Source organism: Paenalcaligenes suwonensis (genome assembly GCF_011290505.1).
GTDB lineage: Bacteria > Pseudomonadota > Gammaproteobacteria > Burkholderiales > Burkholderiaceae_B > Paenalcaligenes > Paenalcaligenes suwonensis.
On sequence record NZ_JAANPV010000006.1, the window covers coordinates 22,982 to 35,754 of the forward strand.

At 49.8% G+C, this 12,773-nt stretch carries 14 protein-coding genes; 2 read left to right on the top strand and 12 right to left on the bottom strand.

Annotated elements, in window-relative coordinates; translation table 11 throughout:
• Positions 1 to 6 precede the first annotated feature (6 nt).
• Positions 7 to 279, top strand: a complete 273-nt coding sequence (locus tag GY634_RS10195; protein ID WP_166408440.1) for an oxidative damage protection protein — start codon at positions 7 to 9, stop codon at positions 277 to 279.
• Here the strand turns inward: GY634_RS10195 and GY634_RS10200 are convergent.
• Entirely contained in the window at positions 276 to 1,175 is a 900-nt protein-coding gene (locus GY634_RS10200) for a LysR family transcriptional regulator (RefSeq protein ID WP_166408441.1), read from the bottom strand. The two genes, GY634_RS10195 and GY634_RS10200, sit on opposite strands and share 4 nt — an antisense overlap.
• Positions 1,176 to 1,281: 106 nt before the next feature.
• Here GY634_RS10200 and GY634_RS10205 point away from each other — a divergent pair, with 106 nt between their 5' ends.
• Positions 1,282 to 2,367 (top strand): YeiH family protein, encoded by a 1,086-nt coding sequence (locus GY634_RS10205; protein WP_166408442.1) that lies wholly within the window; start codon positions 1,282 to 1,284, stop codon positions 2,365 to 2,367.
• A gap of 824 nt (positions 2,368 to 3,191) precedes the next feature.
• On the opposite strand, the gene phoU is transcribed toward GY634_RS10205, so the two are convergent.
• The 11 genes from phoU to GY634_RS10260 form a co-directional block, all read right to left on the bottom strand.
• Complete coding sequence (phoU, locus tag GY634_RS10210) at positions 3,192 to 3,962, bottom strand: phosphate signaling complex protein PhoU (RefSeq protein WP_166408443.1); 771 nt, start codon at positions 3,960 to 3,962, stop codon at positions 3,192 to 3,194.
• Positions 3,963 to 4,033: 71 nt separating this feature from the next.
• On the bottom strand, positions 4,034 to 4,717 hold the full coding sequence (rpiA, locus tag GY634_RS10215) for a ribose-5-phosphate isomerase RpiA (RefSeq protein ID WP_166408672.1): 684 nt from the start codon (positions 4,715 to 4,717) through the stop codon (positions 4,034 to 4,036).
• A 65-nt stretch (positions 4,718 to 4,782) separates the two neighbouring features.
• Positions 4,783 to 5,133, bottom strand: a complete 351-nt coding sequence (locus GY634_RS10220; protein ID WP_166408444.1) for a Spx/MgsR family RNA polymerase-binding regulatory protein — start codon at positions 5,131 to 5,133, stop codon at positions 4,783 to 4,785.
• Between the two features lie 9 nt (positions 5,134 to 5,142).
• On the bottom strand, positions 5,143 to 5,952 hold the full coding sequence (locus GY634_RS10225) for an ABC transporter permease subunit (protein ID WP_166408445.1): 810 nt from the start codon (positions 5,950 to 5,952) through the stop codon (positions 5,143 to 5,145).
• A gap of 2 nt (positions 5,953 to 5,954) precedes the next feature.
• Positions 5,955 to 6,866 carry an ABC transporter permease subunit gene (locus GY634_RS10230; RefSeq protein ID WP_166408446.1) on the bottom strand — a complete coding sequence of 304 codons (912 nt, stop codon included), beginning with the start codon at positions 6,864 to 6,866 and terminating at the stop codon, positions 5,955 to 5,957.
• Complete coding sequence (locus GY634_RS10235; RefSeq protein ID WP_166408447.1) at positions 6,863 to 7,993, bottom strand: ABC transporter ATP-binding protein; 1,131 nt, start codon at positions 7,991 to 7,993, stop codon at positions 6,863 to 6,865. The genes GY634_RS10230 and GY634_RS10235 overlap by 4 nt, the downstream gene beginning before the upstream one ends.
• A 4-nt stretch (positions 7,994 to 7,997) precedes the next feature.
• Entirely contained in the window at positions 7,998 to 9,098 is a 1,101-nt protein-coding gene (locus tag GY634_RS10240) for a polyamine ABC transporter substrate-binding protein (protein WP_166408448.1), read from the bottom strand.
• Positions 9,099 to 9,178: 80 nt separating this feature from the next.
• On the bottom strand, positions 9,179 to 9,883 hold the full coding sequence (locus tag GY634_RS10245) for a 3-deoxy-D-manno-octulosonic acid kinase (RefSeq protein ID WP_166408449.1): 705 nt from the start codon (positions 9,881 to 9,883) through the stop codon (positions 9,179 to 9,181).
• 1 nt (position 9,884) lies between these two features.
• Complete coding sequence (locus GY634_RS10250; protein ID WP_423227297.1) at positions 9,885 to 10,655, bottom strand: sulfite exporter TauE/SafE family protein; 771 nt, start codon at positions 10,653 to 10,655, stop codon at positions 9,885 to 9,887.
• Positions 10,656 to 10,658: 3 nt separating this feature from the next.
• Positions 10,659 to 12,047 (bottom strand): DNA repair protein RadA, encoded by a 1,389-nt coding sequence (radA, locus tag GY634_RS10255; protein WP_166408450.1) that lies wholly within the window; start codon positions 12,045 to 12,047, stop codon positions 10,659 to 10,661.
• A gap of 6 nt (positions 12,048 to 12,053) precedes the next feature.
• Complete coding sequence (locus GY634_RS10260; RefSeq protein ID WP_166408451.1) at positions 12,054 to 12,770, bottom strand: SDR family oxidoreductase; 717 nt, start codon at positions 12,768 to 12,770, stop codon at positions 12,054 to 12,056.
• Positions 12,771 to 12,773 lie beyond the last annotated feature (3 nt).

Below are 12,773 nucleotides of genomic sequence, written 5' to 3' on the forward strand. Positions count from 1 at the left end.
TTCTTCATGACCCGTATGGTTGACTGTATCAAACTCAAACGCCAAGCCGAAGGGCTTGATTTCCCACCTTACCCCGGTGAGGTAGGCGTCAAAATCTGGCGTTCCATTTCCAAAGAAGCTTGGAATAACTGGATGGGTATTCAAACCCGTTTAGTGAATGAAAACCGCCTGAATTTGGCTGATGCTCGTGCTCGCCAATATTTGGCTGAACAAATGCAAAACTACTTGTTCGACGATAAAGACGTTGAAGCTCAAGGCTTCGTACCGCACAACGACTAACGTGTAGAGTCGCTCATCAGTGGCTCCAGCAAACGCGTTAAGCTGGGCGAAAAACACTTACTACGATGAGCAATGCGATACAACATGCGTTCTAGGGGCGGTAACGCTGTAGTCAATACAGTCAACCGCCCCAGTGCTAACAAATCTTGCACTGAACAGCTAGACAAACACGCAATCCCTAACCCCGCCCCCACCGCCTGCTTAATGGCTTCCGTACTGCCCAGTTGCATACTGCTGGAAAAGCCACCCAAATGCGGCAGCAACACATTATCTACTGACTCTCTAGTACCTGAACCTGCTTCTCGTACCAGCCAGCGCTGCGCGCGCAATGCCTCTATAGAGCAACGCTGGGAGTCCCTGGCCAGTTTGTGCTCAGGCGATGCCACCACCACCAGCTCATCAATACCCCAAGGTTGCACATCCAAATCATCTGCATGACAGGGGCCTTCAATGACTCCCGCGTCTACATCTAGTCGCTGCACAGCACTGATAATTTCTTGTGTGTTGCCTATACGCATCTGTACTTGCGTAAGCGGCTCGGTACGTAGCAGCTTAGCAATACGCTCAGGCATCACGTAATTACCCAACGTAGTACTAGCCCCCAAGCGTATCCACGCTGGCAAACTACGCCCTTCACCCATACCAAAATTGCGCTCTATTTCTTGCACATTATTGATAGTCCCCCGCGCCGCCTCCAGCAAACTACGACCTGTCTCGTTTAGCGATAAACGTTTACCTATGCGGTCAAAGAGGCTAGTACCCAACAATAGCTCTAGCTCTGCCAAGGCCGCACTGGTTGCCGATTGAGACAAGGGGATTTGCTCGGCCGCAGCCGTGGTACTGCCATGCTCGGCAATAGCGACAAAGATCTGCAACTGACGCAAGGTAATTTTCATGACGCTCTATATCTATAGATTAGATCAACTATAACTATATAACCAATTTAACAAATAAGACAAAGACGGTCATGATGTCTATCACTGTTGTATTGCGAGTACTATCATGGCCACATCACATTCTTCATCTCATCAGGTTACGACTTGGCCCAAGTCGTCTTCTATGTTCGCAGGTTTGCTGCTCACCGGTTTACTGGGGCTAGTCTCCATGTGGTTAGGGCAACAACCTTGGTTTATGGCCAATGGCTTAAGCCCGCTTACCATTGCCATTGTGCTGGGCATGATTTGTGGCCATACCTTCTACCCTAGCGTTCAACCCTATACATCAGCAGGCGTGGATTTTTCCAAAACCCGTTTGTTGCGTACCGGCATTGTGCTCTACGGCCTGCGCCTGACCTTTCAAGACATTGCACAAGTAGGCGTGACAGGGGTTGTGATTGATGCGTTGATGTTAGGCTCCACCTTTGCGATCGCCTGCTTCTTAGGGATGCGCTTATTCAAGATGGACCGACACACCACCTTGCTGATTGGTACCGGCGCTTCAATTTGTGGTGCTGCTGCGGTGATGGCTGCAGAACCCATTGTGAAAGGCCGTGCTGAACACGTCACCGTCGCCATTGCTACCGTCGTCATCTTCGGTACCATCGCTATGTTCTTGTGGCCCGTGCTGTACAACCTGTTCTTCCAACAAGGTTGGTTAGCCATGGATGCCCAGCAATACGGTGTGTTCGTTGGTTCTACCGTGCACGAAGTAGCCCAAGTCGTGGTAGCAGGTCGTGCTGCAGGTGAAGAAGCGGCTGGTGCGGCCGTGATCAGCAAAATGGTACGCGTGATCATGTTGGCTCCTTTCCTGATGCTGTTGGCCTGGGGCTTGCTGCGCTACGAGCGCAAACACAACCCACAAGCCGAACAATCCGGTAAGAAAATTGTGATCCCTTGGTTTGCCTTAGGCTTTATCTTGGTGATAGCCATTCACTCCACATCGGTACTGCCTCGTACTGTGGTTGAAAACGGTATTGTGTTGGATAACTTGCTGCTGGCGATGGCGATGGGTGCCTTAGGCTTAAGCACACACGTTTCTGTGTTGCGCCGTGCTGGTATACGCCCACTACTGTTAGCGTTGATATTGTTCGGCTGGCTGCTGGGTGGTGGTTTACTGATTAACTTGGGTGTGCATGCTTTGCTAGGCTAACCCCAACGTTGCAACGTATAAAAAGTCCCGCTTCGGCGGGATTTTTTTGTGCTTGCAATCTCGTAATATTGCCTCTTCATCATGTCGTCAGTGCATACTCAAGGCTCGCTGCCATAGCCTAAGGTTAGCCTCTAAACGCATGTAATGAGCTTAAAGCCCACTTACTCACGACTGGACTGCATTAGCCTAAGGCTGCGAAAGTATTTTTTTATTTGAGACACCAAATAAAAAAACACTTCCATCCGCCTTTTGCTCGTCGCTTGCAGAGGTTTTTAGGTAGGTGATTTCTGTGGGTGTGCGTACTTCTGTACAAACACATAGTGTCACGCTGTGCCTTTTATTCAATGCTGTTGCTAATTGCCTGGCTTACCTCAGAGTCGCAGTCGCTAAGCTAAAACAAAACTGTCCCAGTAGCTCCCCAACACTCAGCATAGAAGCCTACCTCAGCTCTTAGCAGGGCATTTCGAGCCTACTAGAACGGCCCACAAGAAAGGGCGGTAAACCTATCAGTAGCAGCATGTTCAGGGGGGCGGAAAGAAAATTTTTTTGATTTGGTGTCTCAAATCACAAAAAATTCTTCTGCAGCTCCCCAGCATGTGCGATGGATACAGCCGTTATCTTGAGCCAGTATGACGAGTAAAGGCCACTCACCGTTAACCCACATCACGAATAAAACCGTATGACGCTTAAGAGAGGGTAGTAAATCTATCAATCGCGAACAACCCTGAGGAAACGGAGGAAACAAAAAAGCTCCGGCATCACACCAGAGCTTTTTTAATCGTCGCCCCGCTTTCACGGAGCGTTTAGCACAACCTCACAACCTCTTAGGCTTGCTCAGACGCTGTGCTATCTGTTGCTGCAGCTTCAGCAGTCGCTTCAGGGATAGCATCCATGCTTTCCCCTCTGGCCACACGCTCAGCTGTTTTCACACCAGCGTGACGCACATCATCGCCATGCACCATGTAAATCACACGTTCTGCCATGTTTTTCGCATGGTCACCAATACGCTCTAGCGCACGGGCCAAGAAAATCAGGTCTATAGAACGCGAGATAGTACGTGGGTCTTCGATCATGAAGGTACTGATGTGACGCAAAGAGGCTTTCCACTCACGGTCCACTTCTTTGTCGCTACGTACGATTTCTGCTGCACGAATCGCATCTTGGCGCGCAAAGGCATCCAACGTGTTTTTAATCATGCTAATCACAGACATGCTCATGTGGCGTAGTTCTACGACTGGCTCGTAGCCAGATTCGTTTTCGTAAAGTCGGCGCACCATTTTGGCAATGCGTTCGGCCTCATCACCACAGCGTTCCATGTCGGTCAGCATTTTGGAGATGGACAGCAGCATACGCAAGTCGATAGCGGTAGGCTGATTACGAGCGATCAAGTGAGTAATGCGACTGTCGATTTCGACTTCCAGTGCATTCACCTCTTTCTCTCGCTCACGCACTTTTTCAACTAAAGTGAGATCACCGCTGAACAAGGCTTCCATTGCTTCACGCACCATAGACTCCACGATGCCACCCATTTTCAAGAAAAGGGAGCGTGTGTTTTCTAAATCGCTGTGAAATTGTTTGTTGGTGTGTTCAATCATGGATACTACCCTTGATAGACGCTACTGAATAAAAATAAACCTTAGGATACCGCCTCATTATGACAGAGGTGTTACGAGTCCGATAGCTCTCGTCGTTGTACACCCTCTTGAGAGGCGATCAAGGCGATACTCGCACCTGACAAGGCAAACAAGCCACAACACACCACACCAGGAATATTGTTAATACGTTGTTCTAAGGCTTTAGGATCTTGAATCTGCAAACCATGCACATCCAAAATCTGGCAACCGTTATCCGTGATGAAATCAGCACGCAACACAGGATTACCACCCAATGCTGCCAGTTGACGCGCAACGGCTGCACGCGCCATAGGAATCACCTCTACGGGTAGAGGGAATGCACCCAACACGGCTACTTCTTTGGAAGCATCTGCAATACATAAGAAGTTCTTAGCAACCGACGCCACAATCTTCTCGCGAGTTAGTGCACCGCCACCACCTTTGGTCATGGCAAGACTAGGATCCAACTCATCGGCGCCATCCACATACCACAGCAAGGACTCCACATCGTTTAAGTCGTAAACCGTAATACCCAAATCACGCATGCGGCGAGTAGAGCGCTCGGAGCTAGAAACCGCCCCCTTAAATGCCCCTTTATGTGCCGCCAGAGCATCTATAAACAAATCCACAGTGGATCCGGTACCTACACCTAAAATGCTGTCGGTACGCAGTTGTGGCAATACAAATTCCACAGCTGCTTGTGCAACGTGGGCCTTTAGTTCTGTTTGGGTATACATAGTCATTTTTACTCGTTACAACCACAACCACGCAAAACGCGTGGCCTACGTATTGAGTGATAGGCTTAGCCTAAAAACTCTATCATTTTCTTTTCGTTAAAACCGGCTATGGCACTACCATCCGCTTTAACCGTTACGGGACGACGCACCACTGTTGGATGTGTCGCAATAATGGCCAACCAATCGGCATCGCTTGCTGGTGTTTTTAATGCATCGTCCAAATTACGCCATGTCATCGAAGCACGGTTAACCAGCTTGGGCCATTCGCCTAATTGCTTTACCCAGTCTTGCAACAGTGCAGGATCAACCGGATTAGCACGGTAATCGATGAACTCCACTTGCTGGCCTTGAGCTTCCAACCATTTCAGGGCTTTTACACACGTACTGCAATTTTTGATGCCATAAACACGTAGCATGGTGACTCCTTACTGTTCTGCTTTATTCACTTGGTGCTGAAGACGATTCGCCACAATCACCACCAAGCCAACGATTAAGATAAACAGTGTAGCAAGCGCATTGATTTCTGGCTTCAACCCTAAGCGCACGCGCGAGAACACCTCTACTGGCAAGGTGGTATAACCCGGGCCAGACAAGAAGGAGGCAATCACCACATCGTCTAAGGACAAGGTGAAGGCTAACAGCCATGCTGCCATTAATGCAGGCGCTATCAAGGGCAAGGTAATCAGGAAAAACACCTTTAGTGGTGTTGCCCCCAAATCCATGGCCGCCTCTTCCAGTGAACGATCGAAGTCACGAATACGCGACTGCACCACCACCGCCACATACGCCATACACAGCAACACATGCCCCACCCAAATGGTGAAGATGCCATTTTCTGCAGGCCAACCAAAAAGCTTGGAGAACTCCACAAACATCAACAACAGAGAAATACCCAGTACCACCTCGGGAATCACCAGCGGCGCGCTGAGCATACCTACATACATAGCAAAGCCACGGAATTTACCCATGCGTGCCAACACATAGCCTGCCCACGTGCCCAAAACCACCGCTGCCGTCGCTGTCATGCCAGCGATCAAAAAGGACAGCTTTGCAGCATCCAGCAGCGCATGATCGTTCATTAGCGATTTGTACCAACGCAATGAAAAGCCAGACCACGACGTCATCAAGGTGGAATCATTAAATGAAAACACCATTAAGAACAGGATGGGCATGTACAAGAAGCCAAAGCCTATGAACAGTACGATGCCTCGTAACCAAGGATTAGGACGCACCATCGCTATTTCCTTTCGTTTTGCAGATGTCGCATTTGGCTGTACTGGAACAGCACCAACGGGATAATCAACAGCAACACCATCACACACGTTACCGCTGCTGCCATCGGCCAGTCTGCATTATTAAAGAACTCGTTCCACATAATGCGCCCCATCATCAAGGTGTCCGCGCCACCCAGCATTTCCGGGATTACGTATTCACCTATAGAAGGAATAAAGACCAACATGGCACCGGCAATCACACCCGGCATAGAAAGCGGCAAGGTCACATGCAAAAATGTGGACCATGGACGCGCACCTAGGTCAGATGCTGCCTCTAGCAAACGCACATCTAGCTTCACTAGGTTGGCGTACAAGGGCAAAATAAAGAAAGGCAGATAGGCATATACCAGCCCTATATATACCGCCAATTCAGTGCGGTACAACGTTAAGGGGCTGTCTATCACCCCCAGCCACAGCAAGACGTTATTGATCACACCGTCAGTACGCAACAATCCTACCCATGCATAGACTCGCAGTAACAGTGAGGTCCAAAAGGGCAAAATTACCGCTAACAACAAATAATGCCGAATACCCGGCTTGGCTCTGGCGATGTAATACGCCATGGGATAACCTATCAACACACAAAAGAAGGTGGAGATAGCAGCAATTTTGACCGAGCTGAAATAGGTATCCAGATACAAATTATCGCTAAACAGCAGCACGTAACTACGTAAGTGCAACAGCAGCGACAAGGTATCGTCTTGCATTTCAGCCAGCGGCGTATAGGGCGGCACGCCAAATTTAAGATCCGCAAAACTGATCTTAAATACCAGCAAGAAAGGAATAAACAGGAACAAAAACAGCCAGACAAAAGGCAGACCTATGACTAACGACCTGCCTGATGGCACATAGCGGCGCCAGCTAAAAATCTTCATGATGGCAACACAATCGCACTGTCGTCAGACCAACTGACGTACACCTCATCATCCACGCCGGGCGCATCGGCTTGAGCCAAGGTTAGGCTAGGCATGTGGGACTCCACCACCTTGCCCGAATCTAGGCGTACTTGGTAGCGCACGTAGCTACCCATCCAAGCCATATGGCTGACCACACCGTGGCCCCAGTTTTTTTCCTGCTCGGGTTGAGCATGGCTAACCACTATCTGTTCAGGGCGTATGGACACATAGACTTCCATGCCCAGTGGCTCACTAATACCGTGGTTCACATGCAGCACGCGAGACAGTTCATCGCTACCTATTTCCACATGGTCAGGTTCGTCTACTACGATCTCACCGGTAAACAAGTTTGTAGAACCGATGAAACCCGCCACAAAACGCGAATTAGGAAAGGCATACACATCGTAAGGCGTACCACATTGCTCTATCTGGCCTGCCGTCATCACTGCAATACGGTGCGCCATGGTCATGGCCTCTTCTTGGTCGTGAGTCACCATAATGCAGGTCACACCCACTTGCTCCAAGATTTTGACCAACTCAACCTGTGTTTTGGTACGAATCTGCTTATCCAATGCCGACATGGGTTCGTCTAGCAGCAACAGCTTAGGTCGCTTCACCAAACTACGCGCCAATGCTACACGCTGCTGCTGACCACCCGACAGTTGGCTAGGCTTACGACGTGCATAGCCTGCCATTTGTACTAAATCTAACGCCTCAAAAACGCGCTCATGAATTTCATTCTTAGGCACACCTTCTTGCTTCAGACCAAAAGCCACGTTGGCTTCTACTGTCATGTGCGGGAATAGCGCATACGACTGGAACATCATGTTGACCGGCCGCTTATAGGGCGGCAGGTCAGTGATGTCTTCGTTGTCGAGATAAATACGGCCGGAAGTCACTTCCTCAAAGCCAGCTAACATGCGCAGCAGTGTAGACTTTCCACACCCAGAACTGCCCAACAGAGCAAAAAACTCGTGACGCTGTACCGATAAATTTACGGATTTCACCGCCACGGTATCGCCAAAAATCTTGACGACGTTTTCTACTCTGACGAACTCATCCTCTGCTCCCGCCCACGATGTTGCGGCTGAACGGTTTTCCAACATCGAGTTAGCGTCCTGATTTCAGTTCTGCCCACATGCGTGTTTGCAAACGCTGTACAGGCAATGGTTGCGGCTTAATCACAAACAACGTTTGTGCTACCTCTGCAGGTGGATAAATCATCACGTTATCCGCCACTTCTTTCACCACGAACTCACGTGCTGATTTATTCGCGTTGGGGTAGAACATGGTGTTGGTAATAGCAGCGTGTACTTCAGGCGTTTCAATGTAGTTAATGAACGCGTGTGCAGCCTCTACGTTGGAGGCATCCTTAGGGATAGCCATGGTGTCAAACCAGATGGGCGCACCGCCTTCAGGAATGTAGTAATCCACCTTGTAGGTTTTACCTGCTTCTTTGGCACGATTCGCTGCAATCATCACGTCGCCCGAGAAGGCATACACCATACACAAATCGCCGGTAGCCAACTCGTCAATAAAACCTGACGAACTAAACTGGCGAATGTAAGGGCGTATTTGCTTGAGCAACGCCAAGGCTTCTTTGTAATCTTCTGGGTCAGAACTATTGGGGTCTTTACCCAAGTAGTACAGTACGGCGGGGAACACTTGTGCTGCCTCATCCAACACGGAAATACCGCAGGACTTCAGCTTCTCAGCGTTCTCGGGTTTGAACAACATATCCCAGTTACCTAGGTCTACGTCATCACCAAAAATCTCACGTACTTTGTCTACGTTATAGCCTAGACCATTGGTGCCATAGCCCCATGGAATCAAGTAATCGTTACCAGGGTCTACATCGGCCAATACCGCCATGATGTCGGGATCCAAGTGTTCCCAATTAGGCAGTTTGCTTTTATCTAATTTTTGAAACAGGCCGCCTTCAATTTGGCGCGCTGCATAATGCGTAGAAGGTACTACAACGTCGTACCCTGATTTGCCCGTTAACAATTTGGCCTGCAACGTATCATTACTGTCGTACACATCGTACCGAACCTTGATACCTGTTTTTTCTTCAAAACCGGATAAGGTATCTGGAGCCGTGTATTCTGCCCAGTTGTATACATTAACAACTTTCTCTTGGGCCAAAACGGAAGTAGCTGAAAGCACCAGCGCGGCACCCAACAGGGTGTGTTTTGCATAACCGAAGCTCATTGGCGAACCCCTTTGAAAACGTACAAACCAAAAACCGTGATGATAGCGGTTTTAGCATGGCGAGGTCATCGTTTATTTGGCTATTGTTGCAGATAAGCCCGATTTAATTCCTGCCACCATAATCCGCCATCCGGACCACACACTTTCTGCAAAGATCGCTGCAATCTTTGTAGGTTTCCTTGGCGTTTTTTATCGTCCATGGTGACGCGTCTGGCCCTATCAAAATCGATAAGCCAAACCTGATCAAACGCATCCAACAAAATATTGTAGGCATTCAAGTCAGCGTGCCACACACCCACCTCATGCATCGCCAAAATAGCCTTGGCGACGACTTGTGGATCGGCTTTATCCAAACAAGTCGCCAAGGGCTTAACGTTAGGCACTCGCTCAACAATAATGGCGGCCTCGTACGACCAGCCAAAACGTTGATACATCGCAGCTAACGGTGCAGGCACATGCTGTGGAATACGCGCATGTAAATACTGCATGACCACGAACTCAGCCCACGAGCGTGTATTACCCGCCCCTAACCACGCGTAACGTTGACGCACTACCTTGCCGACTAACCCGCCACGTCTATAAAAACGCAGCACCCCTTGCATATCTATAGGTAGATCCACAAACCATGCCGCTTGACGCCCCCCTTGGCTCACCTTCTCGGCACGTAGCTCTGGGTTTTCAGGATCAAACAAGTTTTCGTCAAACACCCTGCCTAAAGGATTGGCATACAAGGTGTGATACTGCCCATGATGCACATGGAAGGTACGTGAATCCAGCAATGTCATATCAAATCTTTAGAAGCAAAAGCACCATGATTAACAATAACATGCAGGCAAAAATCAGCTTTAGCCTTGGCTCTGGCATACCGTGCGCTAACCGCACACCTACGGGCACCAAACACATACTGCCTAGCGCCATAGGGATACCAATATGCCAATCTACCTGCCCATGTGAAGCGTAGGTTAACAACGCCACCGTCAACCCCGGTAGCACCATCGTCAACCCTAATGCTTGTGCATTGAATTGGGATAATTTAAAAAACCGTGTTAGCACGGGTACGGCGACTACCGATCCACCCACACCAAAAATACCGCCCGCTAAACCCGCTAGCACACCCAATAACGCAAAAGAGGAACGCGAATGGTCTGAGGCTTGTTTGGTAGGTGGTGAGCGGCGATTCCGCAGTGCAGCACTTTGCTGAAAATAGTACAACGCCACTGCCAATACGAACAGGGCATAGATCAAACGTAAGGTATCGGAAGGCAAGCTTAATGCAAAAAAAGCGCCTACCCAGGTAAACAAACTGGCACTGGCAGCACCCGCCAGCGCAGAACCTCTATCTATACGTGCATATTGGTTGTACTTACGTATAGTCAGCATAACGGCGGGTAACACCATAATCAAGGCCGTACCTTGTGCTAACTGTTGATCCATATCTTGCATCAACACGAGCAAGGGAATCGCGAGCAAGCCGCCACCTATACCCAAGATACCACCAATAAACCCTATACCGGCACCTATTGCCATGAATAGGATAAGCTGCAGCACCATATCCATGACTTAGCGTCCTCGCAGTCTATCTACCGCTTCTTCTATTCGTGCCACAGGCCATACTTCTAAGCCTTCAATAGCTTGGCGGGGAGCATTAGCCTGTGGGATCAAGGCGATGCTAAAGCCCAGTTTCGCGGCTTCCTTAAGGCGCTCTTGGCCTCGAGGTGCCGGACGTATTTCGCCTGACAACCCCACCTCTCCAAACACCACCAAACCTTCAGGTAAAGGCTTGTTATTAAGCGACGACATGATAGATAGCAGCACAGCCAAGTCAGCGGCAGGCTCCGTAATACGCACACCGCCTACCGCATTCACAAACACGTCTTGATCATAAGTAACGATGCCAGCATGACGGTTCATCACTGCTAGCAACATTGCCAAACGGTTACCTTCTAGCCCTACCGATAAGCGTCTTGGGTTAGGTACGTGGGCTGTATCAACTAACGCTTGGATTTCCACTAATAAAGGACGGGTTCCTTCTTGGGTGGCCATCACGCATGAACCCGGTACTTTCTGCTGGTGCTGCGACAAAAACAAGGCCGATGGGTTGCTCACCCCTCGTAACCCTCTGTCGGTCATCGCGAATACGCCCAGTTCGTTTACCGCACCAAAGCGGTTTTTGAAGGCTCGTATTAACCTATACGACGAATGGGTGTCCCCTTCAAAGTACAAGACCGTATCAACGATATGCTCTAACACACGAGGGCCTGCCAGCGAACCATCTTTGGTCACATGCCCTACAAACACAATAGAAATACCTTGCTGCTTGGCAACGCGTGTCAATTGCGCCGCGCACTCACGTACTTGCGACACAGACCCCGGTGCAGCGCTAAGCTCACCGGAATACAAGGTTTGAATAGAGTCAATCACCGCCACCAACGGGCGACGCTCTATCAAGGTTTCAATAATGGATTCCAGCCGGATCTCAGCCAGCAGATCTACCCCTTCCGTATCTACCGCTAAGCGCTTAGCACGTAAGGCTACCTGCTCGGCGGATTCCTCGCCGGTGACATAAAGTACAGGCTCAATTTTGGCCAAAGCCGCCATGGCTTGTAGCAACAAGGTGGATTTCCCAATACCGGGGTCACCCCCGAGTAAGATCACCCCACCAGGTACTAAACCACCGCCTAATACCCTGTCAAACTCTTCTATACCGCTAGGCTGGCGCGGCAATTCTCGCGCCTGCACGTCAGTCAGTTTTTGTACAGGACTCGCACCGGCCAGCGCTGCAAACCTATTCGTTTCACCCGCCCCGCCAGAGCTATCTTTAAACTCTTGCAAGGTGTTCCACTCATTACAATGTGGGCACTTACCTTCCCAGCGAGGGCTTTCGCCCCCACACTCGGAACACACAAAGGTAATTTTTGCTTTTTTTGCCGCGCGGCGTTGTGTCACCATAAGGCTTTATCGTCCTGCCAAACTACTTCCACCATCTACACCAATTTCTTGACCTGTGATGTAGCCAGCTTCATCACTTAATAAAAAGGCGACTACAGCAGCCACTTCGCTGGCCTCGGCAATACGCCCCATAGGGATAGACGCCAGCGTTTTTTTCTCGGCCTCGCCACCGTGAGGGTGACCTGCACGGAACAGTTCAGTTTCCACTGGCCCTGGCGATACGGCGTTTACCGTGATGCCATAAGGAGCCAGCTCCAGTGCCCAGGTACGTGTGCACCCCAACAAGGCACTTTTAGCTGCCGAATAACTGGTGCGATCGTAGGCACCATTCACTACTCGGCTACAAATATTCACGATACGCCCTTCTCTGCGTGCTTTCATGGAGGGCAGAAAAGCTTGGGTAACCTGCACGGCGACACGTACGTTTAGATCAAACACTTCGTACAACGCCGCCAGATCCACTTCACCCAATGGGCTAGGCCGCACAATACCTACATTATTAACAATAGCGTCTACCGGGTATTTTTCGCGAATCAATCGCAACATTTCCTCGGTTTCCCCAGCATTGGTCAAATCACATGCGTAGAGATAGCCTGGAAAGTCTATATCTTGCGTGTTACGCGCCAACCCCACTACATGCGCTCCCGCATCGGCCAAACGCTGACTGATCGCCCAACCTATGCCTTTGGTGGCACCCGTTACCAGTACACATTTATTTTTCATTGT